The following is a 17,249-nucleotide window of genomic DNA, read 5'->3' as shown; positions in this document are numbered from 1 at the left end:
CGGCGCGATCCTTACAGCCGGCTCTCCAGACGTGCGGACACCCCGGCCTCCTGTAGGTCGAGCCGTTCGAGCATCGCCCGGACCGCCTCGTCTTCGATGCGGCCCTCGTCGCGTTCGGCGATCAGAGCGGCCCGCTGGTGCGCGAGCACGTCGCGGTACAGCGCGGCGAACACCTCCGAACGCTTCGTGTGCGCCTCCGGGTCCGGCATCTCGTCGGCGTCCTGCGAGTGCCGGGCGATGGTCGCCTCGATCTCGGCGGCCACGCGAGGACTCAGGTCCGCAGGCGGATTGGCCCGGAAGTCGGCCAGCACCCGATCCGCGGCGTCGTGCACGACGCGTTCGGCTTTGAGTTCCTCCTCGCGGTCGACCGCGTGATCATCCGAGAACCGCGAGATGTGCAGCCGCCGGATCAGGATCGGCAGCGTCGAGCCCTGAAGCAATAGCGTGCCGACGCTGACCACGAACGCGATGGCCTGGATGGTGGCCCGCTCGGGGAACGGCTCGCCGGTGACCGTCGTCGCCGGAATGGCCGCCGCCGCAGCCAATGTCACCACCCCGCGCATACCGGTCCACGACACGACCACGTTCTCCCGCCAGGACAGTGACCGCCGGTCGATGCGTGAACGCCACTTACCCGGTGGGTTGCTGCGCCGCTTGGTTCCCAGTGCGCCGCGGCCCCCGCCTTCCGGCACCGGGACGCTCAACCGGTTCCCGACGTGCTGGGACAGCTTGTTGCGCCCGAAAATCGCGAACACCGACAGCGGCCGGATCACCAGAACGATGACCAGGACGACCAGCGACGCCACGGCGACCTCGGCCAGCGACTCGTGCGCCTGCTGCAGGTCCTCGAGCACGAAGCGCAGGTGCAAACCGATATAGGCGAACACGAAGGCCTCGAGCAACACGTCGACGGAGTTCCACACATAGCGTTCTTGTAGCCGGGTCTGGTAGCCGGCCGACAGCGTGCCGTTGGCCACCACGAACCCGGCGACGACGACCGCCAACACCCCCGAAGCGTGCAGCTCCTCGGCGACGATGAACGCCGCGAACGGCACCACGAGGCCCTGCACCGTCTCCAGCCCCGGATTGGCCAGGCGCCTGCGGATCCACAGCGTGACGAACCCGAGCAGCGCGCCGACGATCGGCCCGACGACGGCGCTGTAGCCGAACAGCAGGAACGGGTTGTGGATGAAGATGTGTCCGCCGGTGACCTGAACCACCGCGATCGAGAACAGTGTCAACGCTGCGGCGTCGTTGATCAGACTCTCCCCCGTCAAGATCGCCATCACCCGTTTCGGCAGGCCCAGCTTGCGTCCCACCGCGACCGCGGTCACCGCGTCCGGCGGTGCGACGATCGCGCCCAGCACCAGCGCGGTGGCGAACGTCAGGGGCACAACCACCAGCCACGCCGAAGCCGCCACCGCGAATGCGGTCACCACGACCAGCCCGACGCCGAGGCCCAGGATCGGCCGGATGTTACGCAGGAACGTCGGAAACGAGAAGTTCAGGGCCGCCGAGTAAAGCAGCGGCGGCAGCACCACCGTCAGCAGGATGTGCGAATCGAGTTCGGGTGGCTCGAAATCGGGCAGGAACGACACAGCGGCGCCGAGGACGACGATGACCAGGGCCGGTTCGAGGCCGCGCCGGTGTGCGACAGCGGTGACGACGATGGCTCCGACGACGACGAGTATCAACTCCACGCGCCGATTGTCGCTGAGGCGCCTCCGTCACGTTGACTCAGCCGCGGTGGCTACGTCTGGTCGGTCGGACACCAGAACAGGTTGCGGCCCTCCATCACCTCGGTGCGGATCTCGGTGCCACACAGTCGACACGGCTCGCCGGCCCGCCGATAGACGTAGGTGCGGGGGCGACCGGGCCCATACGACGGCAGCCCGTGGTCGTCCTCCGGGCGGATGGTGTGGATCTTGCCGCGCCGCAACCCGATCCGCATCAGCTCGACGAGGTCGGTCCACATCGCGTGAAACTCGTCCTCGTCGATGCGGATGCCCGGCCGGTGCGGGTCGATGCCGTGCCGGAACAGCAACTCGTTGCGGTACACGTTGCCCACCCCCGCGATCACCGACTGGTCCATCAACAGCGCCCCGATCGGCCTGCGCGACTTACGGATTCGGGCCCAGGCCAGCGAGCCGTCGGCGTCGCGGCGCAGCGGGTCGGGGCCGAGGCGGTCGATGACGTCGGCGATCTCCGGCTCGGCGAGCACCTCGCACACTGTCGGGCCCCGCAGGTCGGTGCCGTACTCGGTGCCGATCATCCGCATCCGGACCTGGCCGACCGGCAGCGGCGGTATCGTCCCCGCGGGCAGCGGCCACTCGGTGAACGTGCCGTACAAGCCGAGATGCACATGCACCACGCGGCCGCCCTCGTAGTGGTGGAAGAGATGTTTGCCATATGCGGTGGCCTTCTTGAGCACCCGCCCGTCGACCGCGGCGGCGCCGTCGGCGAACCTGCCCTGCGGGCTGGACACCATCACCGGTGCGCGAGCGAAGCGCCGCTGGTGCAACCGGGCGAGCCGGTGCAGCGTGTGGCCTTCGGGCATCCCTAGGCGCCGGGCACCGGAGGCGCGACGTGGGTGCGTTCGTACTCGGTGAGGATGTCGATACGACGTTGGTGCCGTTCGGCTTCCGACCAGGGGGTGCTCACGAACGCGTCGACGATCGCGAGCGCCTCCTCGAGGCTGTGCATGCGCCCGCCGATACCGATCAGCTGAGCGTTGTTGTGCTCGCGTGCCAGTTGGGCCGTCTGAACGCTCCACGCCAACGCGCACCGTGCGCCGGGAACCTTGTTGGCCGCGATCTGCTCGCCGTTGCCCGAGCCGCCGAGCACGATGCCGAGGCTCCCCGGGTCGGCGACCGTCTTCTGCGCGGCGGCGATGCAGAACGCCGGATAGTCGTCGTCGGGGTCGTTGACGAAGGCTCCGCAGTCGATCGGCTCGTGCCCGGCACCGCGCAGGTGCTCGATGATGGCCTGCTTGAGGTCGAAGCCGGCGTGATCGGCTCCCAAGTAGACGCGCATGGCGGTCACCCTACTTCGGCGCTCGCGAAATCGACATGAGGGTCGTGATCTCGGCGAGCGAACGACCCTGGTGTACGTCTCGCGACGCCCGGGCTGCCGACTGGTTGGGCGATCAGTCGAATTCCGGCGACTCCGTGCGGGTTCGCTTGAGCTCCCAGAAGTGGGGATAGGACGCGAAGGTCACCGAGGCGTCCCACAGCTTGCCGGCCTCCTCGCCGCGCGGGATCCGCGACAGCACGGGCCCGAAGAAAGCGACGCCGTTGACATGGATGGTCGGGGTGCCCACGTCCTCGCCGACCGGGTCCATGCCCTCGTGGTGACTCTTGCGCAGCGCCTCGTCGTACTTGTCGGTGGTGGCGGCGTCGGCCAGTTCGGCGGGTAGGCCGACTTCGGCGAGCGACTCCTTGATCACCCGGCTGAAATCGGGGTCGGTCTCGCGGTAGCCCTGGTTGTGGATGCGGGTTCCCATCGCGGTGTACAGCGCGCCGAGGACCTCTCGCCCCTTGGCCTGTTCGGCGGCGATGGCGACGCGCACCGGCCCCCACGCCTTCTTCATCGCCTCCTGGTACTCCTCGGGCACGTCACGGCCCTGGTTGAGCACCGCAAGACTCATCACCCGGAAGCTCACCTCGATGTCGCGGACCTCCTCGACCTCGAGGATCCACCGCGAGGTGATCCAGCACCACGGGCACAGCGGGTCGAACCAGAGTTCTGCGACAGACTTCTCGGACATACGCGATTCCTTCCGGGAGCGGGGGTGAGCAGGATGCTTCTTGGGTCCAGTCCTGACAACCGCGGTCATGCACGCAGTGTTCCCGGCGGCGGCGCCTATAGCCGCCCACTTCGCGCGCCGCGATATGAGAAACGCCTAAGAGTGCAAACGGTGATCGAACCGTGTTCCTGATGTGACCAATGTGAAGAATCGTTACCGAAGTGAATAGATGTGTTGATCTTCCACTACGCGCTCTGGCGTTGGGGGTCGGCCTGGCGGCGGTCACGACGACGCTCGCCGCACCGGCCCAAGCCGACACGACCGACGCGGCCTTCCTGGCCGCACTTCGCGGCGCAGGGATGTCCGTCGACAACCCCGTGAACATGGTGGCCCTCGGGGAATCCGTATGCCCGATGCTCGTCGAACCGGGCAAGAACCTCGCGAAGGTGTACACGCAGGTGTCCGACAACGGCATCCCGCCCGACATCGCGGCGTTCTTCACCGGCATCGCGATTTCGATGTACTGCCCGCAGATGCTGGCATCGGTGGGTAACGGCACCGTGATGGACTGGCTGCCCGCGGCGCGGGCGATACCGGGTTTCTGACGCCGGACGTGCGGCGCGCCGTGGGACGGCGCGGGCTATAGGTTGGTCGCGTGGCACTTCCCAACCTGACCCGCGACCAAGCCGTCGAACGCGCCGCCCTGGTCACCGTCGACAGCTACCGCATCCAACTCGATCTGACCGACGGCACCGGCAAGCCCGGCGAGCGCACCTTCCGGTCCACCACGACCGTCGAATTCGACGCGCTCGCCGGCGCCGACACCTACATCGACATCGCAGCCGACACGATCCACAGCGCCACCCTCAACGGTCACGACATCGACGTGTCGGGCTATGACGAATCGACCGGCATTCCGCTGACGGGTCTGGCCGCGCACAACGTCGTCGTCGTCGATGCCGATTGCCGATACTCCAACACCGGAGAGGGTCTGCACCGGTTCGTCGACCCCGTCGACGACGAGGTGTACCTGTACTCGCAATTCGAAACCGCCGACGCCAAGCGGATGTTCGCGTGCTTCGACCAACCGGATCTCAAAGCCGCCTTCGACGTCACCGTGACGGCACCCTCGCATTGGGAGGTGGTGTCCAACGGCGCCACCGTCGACGTCGAGGACGCCGGTGCAGCCAAGCGGCACACTTTCGCCGCGACACCACGGATGAGCACGTATCTGGTGGCGCTCGTCGCGGGCCCGTACGCGCGTTGGGACGACGTGTACAGCGACGACCACGGCGACATTCCTCTGGGGTTGTTCTGCCGGCGATCGCTGGCCGAGTTCATGGACGCCGAACGGCTGTTCACCGAGACCAAGCAGGGATTCGGCTTCTACCACAACAACTTCGGCATTCCGTACGCGTTCGGCAAGTACGACCAGTTGTTCGTGCCCGAGTTCAACGCCGGCGCGATGGAGAACGCGGGCGCGGTGACGTTCCTCGAGGACTACGTCTTCCGCAGCAAAGTGACACGCGCCTCCTACGAACGGCGCGCCGAGACCGTCCTGCACGAGATGGCCCACATGTGGTTCGGCGACCTGGTCACCATGCAGTGGTGGGACGACCTGTGGCTCAACGAGTCTTTCGCGACGTTCGCCTCGGTGCTGTGCCAGGCCGAGGCCACCGAGTACACCGAGGCGTGGACGACGTTCGCGAACGTGGAGAAGTCGTGGGCCTACCGGCAGGACCAACTGCCATCCACCCATCCCGTCGCCGCCGACATCCCCGATCTCGCGGCCGTCGAGGTGAACTTCGACGGGATCACCTACGCCAAAGGCGCCAGCGTCCTCAAGCAACTGGTCGCCTACGTCGGCGAGGAGGAGTTCCTCTCCGGCCTGCGTGACTACTTCCGCGACCACGCCTTCGGCAACGCCACATTCGGTGACCTGCTGGGCGCGCTGGAAAAGGCGTCGGGGCGCGACCTGTCGGGATGGGGTCGGCAGTGGCTCAAGACGACGGGCCTCAACACCCTGCGACCCGACTTCGACCTGGACGGCGACGGCCGGTTCACCCGGTTCGCCATCGACCAGAGCGGGGCCGCACCCGGCGCCGGTGAGACCCGGGTGCATCGCCTCGCGATCGGGATCTACGACGACGACGGCTCCGGCAAGCTGGTGCGGGTTCACCGCGAGGAACTCGACGTCGAAGGTCCGAGTACGGATGTTCCTGCGCTGCAAGGGGTTCCGCGCGGGAAGTTGATCCTCGTCAACGACGACGACCTGACGTACTGCTCGCTGCGGCTGGACCCGGACTCGTTGCAGACGGTGCTGACGCGCATCGCCGACATCGCCGAGCCGCTGCCGCGCACCCTGGCGTGGTCTGCGGCGTGGGAGATGACACGCGAGGCCGAGCTCAAGGCCCGTGACTTCGTGTCGCTGGTCTGCGGGGGCGTGCACGCCGAGACCGAAGTCGGTGTGCTGCAACGGCTTCTGCTGCAAGCCCAGACGGCGCTGAACTCCTACGCCGACCCGCAGTGGGCGCGCTCGTCCGGCTGGCCCGAGTTCGCCGACCGGCTCCTCGACCTGGCCCGCAGTGCCGAAGGCGGCTTCGACCACCAACTGGCCTACGTCAACGCGCTGTGCGGATCGGTGTTGAGCCCGCGGCACGTCGAGGTGCTCTCGGCGTTACTGGACGATGACCCCGCGCTCAAGGGCCTGCCCGGTCTCGTCGTCGACACCGATTTGCGGTGGCGCATCGTGACCGCGCTGGCCGCCGCGGGTGCCGTCGACTCCGAGGGCATGGACACCCCGTTCATCGACGCCGAGGCGCAGCGCGATCCGACCGCGGCGGGACGCCGGCACGCCGCGGCCGCGGCGGCTGCCCGCCCCGAGCTGGCGGTCAAGGAAGCGGCGTGGGAGCAGGTGATCGAGGACGACACACTGGCCAACATCACCGCGCGCGCAATCATCGGCGGCTTTGTGCAGCCCGGTCAGCAGGAGCTGCTACAGCCGTTCCGCGCCAGGTATTTCGGCGCGATCGCGGGCGTGTGGCAGCGGCGGTCCAGCGAGGTGGCCCAGACCGTGGTCATCGGGTTGTACCCGTCGTGGGACATCAGCGAGGACGGGTTGGCCGCCGCCGACGCGTTTCTCGCCGACCCCGATGTGCCGCCCCCGCTGCGCCGTCTGGTGATCGAGGGCCGCGCCGGCGTCGAGCGGTCGCTGCGCGCCCGCGCCTTCGACGTCACCTAGCGCACCTTCTTCGCGCGAGCGACCGTGTCTGCGCCGCGACACGCCGCCTCCGGGCGTACAACGGCGGTCGCTCGCGGTGCATGCTGAGCGCGTGGCGGTCAGCAGAACTCGCCGGGCTAGGGCTGCCCGCAGGCGTAAGCGTCGAATCGCTGCCGTCGACAACGACCTCACGCCAGCGCAGTGGCAAGCCCTCAAGGACGCGTGGCAGGGCTGCGCCTATTGCGGCGCGACAAATCGAGCGCTGCAGCGCGACTGCGTCATGGCGATATCACGCGGCGGGCGGTACACGATCGACAACGTCGTACCGGCATGCGCCTCGTGCAACACCAGCAAGTGCAACGACGAGGTCACCGCGTGGCTGCGGCGCAAGCGTCTCGATGAGCGACGCTTCCTCGAGCGTTACGTCGAAATTCGTGCTGCGCTCGCACTCGATGCACCGTGACGCGCCCACGAGCGTGCGCATAACGCTGCTTTACCGCGGCGTGTCGTGTGCAGACACGCACACTCGCGCAACAGAAGCGTGAGTCAGGCCGGGGTGACGCCGGCGCTCATCACCCGCACCGCGCTGATCAACCCGTCCATCAGGTTGCCCTCTTTGAACGACGCGGCCGCCGCGGAAACGCCCAGCGGTGCGGTCTCCTCGATGCCGCGCCCCTTGACGTCGGCGCCGTAGACCACCTCGATCGCGTGCTGCTCGGGCGAGACCGCCAGCAGCACCGCGTTGTTCGGGGTGGGCACCTGACCCAGGATCTCGCGCGCGGTGGCCGCGGTGTCGGCGCCGAGGTCGCCGATGTACACGGCGAAGCGGGCCTTGGCAGCCCGCGAGCCGTACTTGAGCGCGTCGTCGAGGAACACCAGGTCCTTGGTCGAGAAGGGGTAGTCCAGCGACAGTTCGCCCGGCTGCGTGACACCGGAGATCCGGCCGCTGGAGGTGACCACCCAACCCATCGGAAGGTCCGTGTGCTCGACCGCGGCCCGATGGCCGCTTACTGCAACGTCACCACTTGCCACTGACGCCGCCTCCAATCGTCACCGCGTTGGACTGGTGTTCACCGACGTTCCCGCCATGGGCCGCGCTGTCGGCCGCCACACTGCGTCCGGTCGCGTGCCCGTGGTCCGCGGGCTCGTCGGACGCCCACAGGATCGGGGCGTGCTTCCAGGGGTCGGACATCTTGTAGCTCGCCGGGTGCGGGCCCTTCTTGCGCCAGATCAACAGGGCAAGTACAGCCGTCAGCCCGAGCGGCACCAAGGTCAGTAGCGCGATCGTCGTTGTGGTGCTCACGTCGCAAACCGTATACCAGCCGCGTTTACGCCGCGCCCTCGCCCAGATATCGGGCCCACGACGGGTCGAGTTCCTTGACGCTCGACAGCAGCCGCCAGTGCTGCCCCTTCGGCGGAACGGGCACCGTGCGCAGCGACCACCCCAGCTCGGTGAGCAGCCGGTCGGCTTTGCGGTGATTGCACGGCGAACAGGCCGCCACGCAGTTCTCCCACGAGTGCACTCCCCCGCGGCTGCGCGGAACCACGTGGTCGACGGTGTCGGCCTTGCTGCCGCAGTAGGCGCAACGAAACCGGTCGCGGTGCATCAGTGCCGCGCGCGTCATGGGAATGCGCGCCCGGTACGGCACCCGCACGTAGGAGCGCAACCGGATCACCGAGGGCACCACGATCGACCGGGTCGCGGAGTGGATCACCGGCCCGCCGGGATCGTCATGTACGACGTCGGCCTTACCGCACATCAACATGATGACCGCCCGCCGCATGGGCAGAGCGGTCAACGGTTCGTAGGTGGAGTTCAGCAGTAGGACACGGCGGCGGCCCCAGATCGAGCCCTCGGTGGTACTCGGTGGATGGATGTCGACGCTGTGGAGGACGCGTGTCTGCGCGCCCGATACCACCGACCCGGATAGGGCGGTCGCGGCACCGTGACTCCGCTGTCCGGCCCTTTTGGACGGGCCTTTCTTGCGATGCGCCATACGTCCTCCGTCCGACAGTTCACCACGGATTCCTGTGAATCGCACGACAATTCTTGACGTGTTCGCAGGTCAGTCCGGTGAACTTCGGGTGGCGCGCCCGCCTGACCTGGCCAATCCAGCAACAAGGAACAATGGTGGCGTGACACAGCCACAGAGGTCGTTCTACGACGAAGTCGGTGGCCACGAGACGTTCCGCGCGATCGTTGCGCGGTTCTACGAGTTGGTCCGCGAGGACGAGATCCTGCGCCCGCTCTACCCCGAGGAGGACCTCGGACCGGCCGAGGTGCGGCTGCGAATGTTCCTCGAGCAGTACTGGGGCGGCCCTCGCACCTACTCCGACCAGCGTGGGCATCCGCGATTGAGGATGCGCCACGCCCCGTTCCGGATCGGCTACATCGAACGCGACGCCTGGCTTCGGTGCATGCACACCGCTGTCGCGGAGATCGACTCGGACACGCTCGACGACGAGCACCGCAAAGAGTTGCTGGCCTACCTGGAGATGGCCGCACATTCGATGGTGAACGCGCCATTCTGATGACGGGTCGATGGTGGTCTGACGCGCTTTTCTACCAGGTCTATCCGCGCTCGTTCCGCGACAGCGACGGTGACGGCGTCGGCGACCTCGACGGCGTGATCGCCGGGCTGGATTATCTCACGGCGCTCGGCGTCGACGCGATCTGGCTCAACCCGGTGATGGTCTCGCCGATGGCCGACAACGGCTACGACGTGGCCGACCCGCGCGACGTCGACCCGCTGTTCGGCGGCATGGCTGCGTTGGACCGGCTCATCGCCGCCGCACATGACTTGGGCATGAAGGTGACGATGGACCTGGTACCCAACCACACCAGCTCCGCGCATCCGTGGTTTCAGGCGGCCCTGACGGCGAGCCCGGGCAGCCGGGAGCGCGAGCGCTACATCTTCCGCGACGGAACCGGGCCCGAGGGGTCGCAGCCTCCCAACAACTGGGTGTCGATCTTCGGTGGGCCGGCGTGGACTCGGGTGACCGAAGCCGACGGCAGCCCCGGCCAGTGGTACCTGCACCTGTTCGACGCCGAGCAGCCCGACCTCAACTGGGAGAACGCCGAGGTGTTCGACGACCTCGAACAGACGCTGCGGTTCTGGCTCGAGCGCGGCGTCGACGGCTTCCGCATCGACGTCGCGCACGGGATGGCCAAGCCGCCCGGGCTTCCCGACATGAGGGTCGTGAGACGGGAGATGCTGCTGGCGGAGATGGACGACGATCCCCGGTTCAACAACGACGGCGTGCACGAAATCCACCGACGGATCCGGCAGGTGTTCGACGACTATCCGGAATCCGTTGCGATCGGCGAGGTCTGGGTCTACGACAACGAACAGTTCGCCCGCTATGTGCGCCCCGACGAACTGCATCTGGGCTTCAACTTCCGGCTTCTGCGCGCGACGTTCGACGCCACCGACATCCGTCATGCGATCGAGAACTCGATGGCCGCAGCCGAATTGGTGGGCGCCGTTCCGACGTGGACGCTGGCCAACCACGACGTCGACCGCGTGCCGACCCGCTACGGCGGCGGTGCCGTGGGCCTGGCCCGTGCCAAGGCGATGGCTCTGGTCATGCTGGCACTGCCGGGACCGGTGTTCATCTACAACGGCGAGGAACTCGGCCTGCCGAACGTCGAACTCCCCGACGAGGCGCTGCGCGACCCGGTGTGGGAGCGGTCCGGGCGCACCCGGCGCGGGCGCGACGGCAGCCGGATCCCGATGCCGTGGGAGGGCGATGCTGCTCCGTTCGGGTTCTCGGACAATCCGGACACCTGGTTGCCGATCCCCCCGGAGTGGGCGGCGTTGACGGTCGAAAGGCAGTTGGCCGATCCGTCGTCGACGCTCGCGTTTTTCCGTCGGGCTTTCGAATTGCGTTCGCATCGCGCCGAGTTCGACGGGTCAACGGTCGAGTGGCTGGACTCTCCCGCCGACAGCCTGGTGTTTCACCGCACCGGCGGGTTGGTGTGTGTGCTGAACGCGGGCCCGCGACCGATACCGCTGCCGGAGGGTCAGGTCCTGCTGGCGAGCGCCGAGGTGTCCGACGGCGCCCTGCCGCCCGACAGCGCCGCCTGGCTGGTGTAGCCCTGCCAGCCCTGCCGCGAGCGACCGCGTTTGTACGAAATGCTTCGGCGTGTCGTGTACAGACACGGTCATCCCCAGCTTCGCGTGGGCCCACGCGGCAAAAGAGTCAGCGCAGGACGACGGCCGGGTCGCCGCGGCGCCGGTACACCGAACCGAAGCGCGCGTCGATGCGCAGCCACGCCGGTGTGACCCGCACGCGTACGATCTCGTCGGCGCCAACCGCCGATCCGGACTGAGGCAGGAATCCCATTGCCGTCAAGGCGAATACACACCTCATCGGGATCCCGACGCTGTCGTCGTCGGAAGTGACCGCGACGACCTCCTGATCGAGCAGCGACACCGGTGGACCGTGACTGCTGGAATGCTCTTTGGCCAGCGCCCCGCCGCGCTGCGCCAGGTCGAGCACGATGCGGGCGGGCACATCGTCGAGGTGGACGAAGCCGGAGTCCGGCGGAAGCGCTCCGCGCCAGGCGGAATCCAGCGCGAAGCCGGGCTCCACGAAGCCGGTACCGTCCACACTCCGCAAACCCGCGACCAGCGTGTCGGCGCCGGCGCAGAGATCCGGCGGGTTGACCCGGCCCTCGACGACCCGGCTGGCCAACACATCGAATCCCGTTGCGACCCAGGCGACCAGCACATACTCGGACCGTTGACGCAGCCTGATGATCGCGGCTTCGTCGAGACGCAAGGCCCGCTCGGCGAACGTCGCGAGGTCTTCGCGCTGCGGTAGGCCGGTCAGCCAGAGGCCCCGCTCGGACCGCATCATCGTGTCCAGCGCTGCAGATACTCTTTCTGCTGCTGCGAAAGACGGTGCAAGCGCTGCTCTTTGATGTGCACGGCGGCCAACTGGGTGTCCGCGATCACGGCCGGCTTGGAGTCGGGCGGTGCTCCCACCGATCGCACCTCGTAGCCGACGGTGAAATCGACCGAGCGCACACGCTTGGACCACATGCTCACCTGCAGCGGCGAATCGATCAGCCGCAGTTGAGCCTTGTACGAGATATTGACCTCGGCGATGAGCAAGCCGATCGTCTCGATCTCCGGGCCGAACGGATCACGCAGGAACGGGATTCGAGCTTCCTCGAGGATCGTCACCATGGTGGCGTGGTTGATGTGCTGGTACATGTCGATGTCCGACCACCGCACATGGACCGGCGCGACAAACCCTGCTCCACTCGTGTTGCGAGCAACGTCGGCGCCTGTCATCGAGAAGTCCCCGTTCCAGTGTTTCGTGTCATGCTGCGAATCTGACGCGCCGCCACCGACAGCGTCGCCAGGTCGTGCTGACCGCTTTCATGTATCTCGTCGAGCGTGCGGCGGGCGCGGTCCACCCGGGAACCGTTCGTGGTCTCCCATTCGGCGATCTTCTCCTCACCCGTCTCGTCGGGCTCGCCCACCGCCAGCACGTCCAGACACAGTGACCGCAGCGATCCGTAAATGTCATCACGAATCGCCAGACGCGCCAACGAATGCCAGCGATCGTCGCGTTCGAGCCGCGACACCGCGGTGAGCAACGTGTCGGTATTGAGGTAGTTCATCAGCGCGAAGTAGGTGTCGGCCACCTCGTCGGGTTCGCGCTCCACGATGTCCCCGATGTCGATGATGTCGAGAAGGCTGAACTGGTAGAGCCCCGTGGCCAGCTCGTACGCCAAGTCCTTGGGTACTCCGCGCGAGGCGAGATCGTCGGCCTCCTTCGTCACGATGGCCTCGTCGTCGCCGCGCAGCCACTCCGACATCCGCGGTGTCAGCGCCGCCACCTTGGCCGCGAACCGGTTGGTCTCGGCACCCACGGCCAGTGGCTGAGGACGGTAGTTGAGCAACCAGCGCCCGGCCCGGTCGACCAGCCGCCGCAGATCCAGCGTCATCCGGTCGGTCACCGCAACCGAAACGCCGTTGTCCCCCGCCGCCCGGATCTGCCGCCAGAGGTCGTTGATCCGGAAGATCGCGTTGGCCGCGGCGTAGCTGCGCACGGCGTCGACCGGGCCGACCCCGGCGTCCTCGCTGATGCGGTACGCGTAGGTGATCCCGCTGGTGTCGACGAGGTCGTTGACCAGCATGGTGGTGACGATCTCGCGGCGCAGTTCGTGCGAGCGGATCTCCGCGGCAAACGGCTCACGCAGTTTCTCGGGGAAGTACCACGGCAGCCGGGAGGCGAACACCTCCTGATCGGGCAGCTCGCTGGCCAGCACGTCGGATTTCAGCGCAAGTTTGACGTGAGCCATCAGCGTCGCCAATTCCGGTGACGTCAAACCGATTCCGGCTTCGGTGCGACGGTGGATCTCCTTCTCCGAGGGCAGCGCCTCGAGTTCGCGGTTGAGGCCGCGGTCGGCGACGAAGGCCCTGATCATGCGCGAGTGCACCGGCAGCAGGCTTGCCGCGTTGGCGCGGCTGGTGCCCATCAGATCGTTCTGGTCTTCGTTGTCCCGCAGCACCAACCGGCCGACCTCGTCGGTCATCGACAGCAGCAGTTCGGTGCGGTCTTCGGGGCTGACCTTGCCCGCGGTGACCAGCGAGTCGATCAGGATCTTGATGTTGACCTCATGGTCGGAGCAGTCGACACCGGCCGAGTTGTCCAGCGCGTCGGTGTTGATGCGGCCGCCCGCGAGGTCGAACTCGATGCGCCCCAGCGCGGTCACACCGAGGTTGCCGCCCTCACCGACCACCTTGACACGCAACTGGTTTCCGTTAACCCGCACCGGGTCGTTGGCGCGGTCGCCGACGTCGGCGTCGGATTCGCTTTCGGCCTTGATGTACGTGCCGATGCCGCCGTTGAACAACAGGTCGGCGGGGGCCTTCAGAATCGCCTTGATCAGGTTGGGCGGCGTCAGCTCGTCGACGTTGTCGTCGATGCCCAGCGCCGCGCGGGCCTGCGGGCTGATCTGAATCGACTTGTGTTCCCTGCTGTAGACACCGCCGCCCTCGCTGATCAACGAGGCGTCATAGTCCTCCCAGCTGGACCTGGGCAGCTCGAACAGGCGCTTGCGCTCGTCCCATGAGCGCGTCGCGTCGGGATCGGGATCGATGAAGATGTGCCGGTGGTCGAAGGCGGCCAACAAGCGAATGTGCTTGGACAGCAACATGCCGTTGCCGAAGACGTCACCGCTCATGTCGCCGACCCCGACGACGGTGAAGTCCTCTGACTGGGTGTCGACACCCATCTCGCGGAAGTGCCGTTTGACCGATTCCCACGCGCCCCTGGCGGTGATACCCATGGCTTTGTGGTCGTATCCCACCGAACCGCCCGAAGCGAACGCGTCACCGAGCCAGAAGCCATAGGACTTGGCGACCTCGTTGGCGATGTCGGAGAACGTCGCGGTGCCCTTGTCGGCGGCGACGACGAGATAGGCGTCGTCTCCGTCGCGCCGCACCACATCCGGCGGCGGGGTGACCTGTCCGGACCCCTTGTCGACGTTGTCGGTCACGTCCAACAGGCCGGCGATGAACAGCTTGTAGCACGACACGCCCTCGGCGCGTTGGGCTTCGCGGTCGTCGTTGGCGTCTCCGGTCGGTGTCGGCGGCTGCTTGACGACGAAACCGCCCTTGGCGCCGACGGGTACGATCACCGCGTTCTTGACGGCCTGCGCCTTGACCAGCCCGAGGATCTCGGTGCGGAAGTCTTCGCGGCGGTCCGACCAGCGCAGGCCTCCGCGCGCCACATAGCCGAACCGCAGGTGCACACCCTCGACCCGCGGCGAGTACACGAAGATCTCGAACTTCGGTCGCGGCAGCGGCAACTCGTCGATCAGCCCGGGATCGAGCTTGAATGACAAGACGTCCTGCTGGCGAGCAGACTCCTGGCGCCTGACGAAGTAGTTGGTGCGCAGCGTCGCCTGGATCATCGACGCGAACGCCCGCAACACCCGGTCGGTGTCCAGGCTGACCAGCGCGTCGATGTCGGCGCTCACCGCCGCCGCGGCCGCCTGGGCGTCACGCCGTTTCGGTGCGTCGTCCTGCTCGCCCTCGAACGGACAGAACAGCGCCTCGAACAACTCGACCAGAGAGCGCGCGGTCTTGGCGTGGTCGTTGACGACGGCCTCGATGTGCGACTGGCTGTACGGAAAGCCAGCCTGCCGCAGATACTTCGCATAGCTGCGCAGGACCGAGACCTGCTGCCAGTTCAGCCCCGCCCGCATCACCAGTTCGTTGAACCGGTCGGTCTCGGCGCGGCCCTGCCAGATCGCGGTCAATGCGTCGGCGAACCGGGTGGCGGTCTCGGTTCGTTCAGATTCGGACTCGACGTGCGGGATCGACTTGTGCGGTGAGATTTTGAACTGGTAGATCCACACCGCGAGCCCGTCGGGCCGTTCGAGGGTGAACGGTCTCTCTTCGAGAACCACGACGCCCATCGACTGCAGCATCGGGAGCAGGTCGCTCAGCGACGCGGAGTGCCCGCCCAGATATAAGGTGAGCTGCGCGGCGCCTTCCTCGAGGTCGGTCAGGACCGGTCGGATCGAACCGTCTTGCAGCTCTTCGATGACCGCGATGTCGGCGATCGCGTCGAGCGGTTCGACCGCCTGCTTGTAGGCTTCGGGAAAGGCGGCGGAATAGTGCTGCGCCGTGCGCTGATTGATCGAACCCGTCTTCACCGCGCCGATCAACCGGTCTGCCCAGGTGCGCGCCGCTTCGGTGAGCAGATCCTGGATGCGCGACTCGTTGGCCGGGGACGTGTCGATGTCACGGCCGTGGGTGTCGTCGGGCATACGCACCGCGAAATGAACTACTGCCCAGGGTGATTCGCTCACACGCGCGGTGTATTCGATGCTGACCCCACCCAGTTCGCGCACGAGGATGTCTTGCATCTCCAACCGCACGGCGGTGGTGTAGCGGTCGCGCGGAAGGTACACCAGGCACGAGACGAACTGCGCGAGCGAATCGGCGCGCATGAACAGCAACGTGCGCCTGCGCGAGCCGAGGTCGACGACGGCCTTCACCATGTCCAGCACGTCCTGGGCCGACAGGGCGAACAATTCCGGGCGCGGGACGGTCTGGATGATGTCGAGCAGCAGTTGCCCCGGGTGGCTGGGGTCGTTACGGGACAGCGACAGCGCCTGGTGAACCCTGCGCGAGATCAACGGGATCTCAAGCACATTGGCGTTCATGGCCGCGACGGTGAACAAGCCGACGAAACGGTGTTCGATCGCGGTCGGACCGTGTTGTTCGCGGACGACCGCGATGTGCGGATACGCGCCGTAACGCAGGTAACTGGGGATGGTGGCCTGCGCCAGCACGAGTAGGTCGCCGTCGTCGGTCAGCGGCGGCAGTACATCATGGCGCAGCCGAAGCGCCCCCAACCGGCTGGACGGATCGACCGAGGACCGGCTGTCCTGAATCGAACAGCGCTGGTAGCCCAGCAGCACGAAATGCCCGTCGGCCAGCCACCGCAACAGCGCGGCGACGTCTTCGCGGTCGGGCCCATGGAACCTGTCACCGGTGTCGGTGGCCAGGTCGTGCGCCAACCGGCGCAGCGTCGAGTAGAGCTCGTCGGCGTCGAGCGCGACGTGACGCGCATCGGCGAGCACGCTCGGCAGCATCTGCGCCACCTGCGCCAGCGCCTTGGGATCGACGGTCGTGGCGAGCTGGACGTGGATCCAGGCCTCAAACACTCCGTCCTGACCGCCGGCCTGCGCGACCGGGGCAACGTCGAGCAGTTCACCGGCCCGCGCACGATGCACCCGCAGGACCGGGTTCATGATCGCGGTGTACGCGACGCCGAATCGGTGCAGCAGCACCGTGACCGAGTCCATCACCATCGCGGAGTGGTCGGTGACGATCTGCAGCGCGGGACCGAACCCGGCCGGGTCGTCGGCGCGGTACACCTCGACGCGGGTGTCGCCGTAAGGGCGGAAGCGGCCCAGCCGGTGATGCGCGGTGATGAGGTTGGGCGTGACGACCTGCTGCGCCGTCGCCGTCACGGGCATCGTGACCGTGGAGTCAGCGGCGGGGGCGTCGGCGTGCGGGCCCCGGTAAGTCTCCAGATAGGCACGGGCGAGCCGGGCCACGGTCTGGTCGTCGAGTCCAGGAGAGTCGTTGGCCCCGGTGACGCCGACCCCGGCACCCGCTGATCTCCCGACGTCTCCCGGATTCCCCGACATGCGACGCTCCTGAACTGTAGGCGCGGACCTCCGCCATTGGATGTCACCGCCAGCCCCGATGAGCGAAGCGGCTCCGCGGTCCGCAGAAGACGACC

The 17,249-nt window shown here is 67.3% G+C and carries 15 protein-coding genes; 5 read left to right on the top strand and 10 right to left on the bottom strand.

Annotated features, from left to right (window positions below):
- Positions 1-11 precede the first annotated feature (11 nt).
- The 4 genes from AU198_RS20380 to AU198_RS20365 all read right to left on the bottom strand — a co-directional run bounded on the left by AU198_RS20380 (position 12) and on the right by AU198_RS20365 (position 3,766).
- Entirely contained in the window at positions 12-1,700 is a 1,689-nt protein-coding gene (locus AU198_RS20380; protein WP_064350376.1) for a cation:proton antiporter, read from the bottom strand.
- 50 nt (positions 1,701-1,750) lie between these two features.
- Positions 1,751-2,557: an Fpg/Nei family DNA glycosylase gene (locus AU198_RS20375; protein WP_064350375.1), complete on the bottom strand. Its 807-nt coding sequence runs from the start codon at positions 2,555-2,557 to the stop codon at positions 1,751-1,753.
- A 2-nt stretch (positions 2,558-2,559) separates the two neighbouring features.
- A complete protein-coding gene (locus tag AU198_RS20370; RefSeq protein ID WP_064350483.1) occupies positions 2,560-3,033 on the bottom strand; it encodes a ribose-5-phosphate isomerase in 474 nt (157 codons plus the stop codon).
- Positions 3,034-3,145: 112 nt separating this feature from the next.
- Entirely contained in the window at positions 3,146-3,766 is a 621-nt protein-coding gene (locus AU198_RS20365; RefSeq protein ID WP_064350374.1) for a mycothiol-dependent nitroreductase Rv2466c family protein, read from the bottom strand.
- A 200-nt stretch (positions 3,767-3,966) separates the two neighbouring features.
- Between AU198_RS20365 and AU198_RS20360 the strand changes: the two genes are divergently transcribed.
- The 3 genes from AU198_RS20360 to AU198_RS20350 all read left to right on the top strand — a co-directional run bounded on the left by AU198_RS20360 (position 3,967) and on the right by AU198_RS20350 (position 7,428).
- Positions 3,967-4,350: a DUF732 domain-containing protein gene (locus AU198_RS20360; protein ID WP_082691130.1), complete on the top strand. Its 384-nt coding sequence runs from the start codon at positions 3,967-3,969 to the stop codon at positions 4,348-4,350.
- A gap of 50 nt (positions 4,351-4,400) precedes the next feature.
- On the top strand, positions 4,401-6,986 hold the full coding sequence (gene pepN / locus AU198_RS20355) for an aminopeptidase N (RefSeq protein ID WP_064350373.1): 2,586 nt from the start codon (positions 4,401-4,403) through the stop codon (positions 6,984-6,986).
- 91 nt (positions 6,987-7,077) lie between these two features.
- The gene (locus AU198_RS20350) at positions 7,078-7,428 is read left to right on the top strand and encodes an HNH endonuclease (protein WP_110765718.1); all 351 of its coding nucleotides are present in this window, start codon (positions 7,078-7,080) and stop codon (positions 7,426-7,428) included.
- 83 nt (positions 7,429-7,511) lie between these two features.
- Here the strand turns inward: AU198_RS20350 and AU198_RS20345 are convergent, their stop codons facing one another.
- Genes AU198_RS20345 through AU198_RS20335 form a run of 3 tightly spaced genes read right to left on the bottom strand, consistent with a single transcriptional unit; the run spans position 7,512 to position 8,962 of the window.
- A complete protein-coding gene (locus tag AU198_RS20345) occupies positions 7,512-7,997 on the bottom strand; it encodes a DUF5130 domain-containing protein (protein ID WP_064350371.1) in 486 nt (161 codons plus the stop codon).
- Complete coding sequence (ctaJ, locus tag AU198_RS20340; protein WP_197416173.1) at positions 7,984-8,268, bottom strand: aa3-type cytochrome oxidase subunit CtaJ; 285 nt, start codon at positions 8,266-8,268, stop codon at positions 7,984-7,986. Before ctaJ ends, AU198_RS20345 begins: the two co-directional genes overlap by 14 nt.
- Before the next feature lie 25 nt (positions 8,269-8,293).
- A complete protein-coding gene (locus AU198_RS20335) occupies positions 8,294-8,962 on the bottom strand; it encodes an HNH endonuclease (protein WP_064350370.1) in 669 nt (222 codons plus the stop codon).
- Positions 8,963-9,101: 139 nt separating this feature from the next.
- Here AU198_RS20335 and AU198_RS20330 point away from each other — a divergent pair, with 139 nt between their 5' ends.
- Together AU198_RS20330 and AU198_RS20325 are read left to right on the top strand one after the other, a co-directional pair.
- Positions 9,102-9,497: a globin gene (locus tag AU198_RS20330; protein WP_064350369.1), complete on the top strand. Its 396-nt coding sequence runs from the start codon at positions 9,102-9,104 to the stop codon at positions 9,495-9,497.
- Positions 9,497-11,062: a glycoside hydrolase family 13 protein gene (locus AU198_RS20325; protein ID WP_064350368.1), complete on the top strand. Its 1,566-nt coding sequence runs from the start codon at positions 9,497-9,499 to the stop codon at positions 11,060-11,062. Before AU198_RS20330 ends, AU198_RS20325 begins: the two co-directional genes overlap by 1 nt.
- Before the next feature lie 106 nt (positions 11,063-11,168).
- Here AU198_RS20325 and AU198_RS20320 read toward each other — a convergent pair whose 3' ends face one another.
- The 3 genes from AU198_RS20320 to AU198_RS20310 are packed head-to-tail and all read right to left on the bottom strand — an operon-like array spanning position 11,169 to position 17,154.
- A complete protein-coding gene (locus AU198_RS20320) occupies positions 11,169-11,828 on the bottom strand; it encodes a DUF8185 domain-containing protein (protein WP_064350367.1) in 660 nt (219 codons plus the stop codon).
- Positions 11,825-12,268 (bottom strand): acyl-CoA thioesterase, encoded by a 444-nt coding sequence (locus AU198_RS20315; protein ID WP_064350366.1) that lies wholly within the window; start codon positions 12,266-12,268, stop codon positions 11,825-11,827. The genes AU198_RS20320 and AU198_RS20315 overlap by 4 nt, the downstream gene beginning before the upstream one ends.
- Positions 12,265-17,154 (bottom strand): NAD-glutamate dehydrogenase, encoded by a 4,890-nt coding sequence (locus AU198_RS20310; RefSeq protein WP_064350365.1) that lies wholly within the window; start codon positions 17,152-17,154, stop codon positions 12,265-12,267. The genes AU198_RS20315 and AU198_RS20310 overlap by 4 nt, the downstream gene beginning before the upstream one ends.
- Positions 17,155-17,249: the final 95 nt, after the last annotated feature.

The organism is Mycobacterium sp. GA-1199 (assembly GCF_001500045.1).
Lineage (GTDB): Bacteria > Actinomycetota > Actinomycetes > Mycobacteriales > Mycobacteriaceae > Mycobacterium.
The sequence above is the reverse complement of the archived record's forward strand: the minus strand, read 5'-3'. Positions and strand labels throughout refer to the sequence as shown.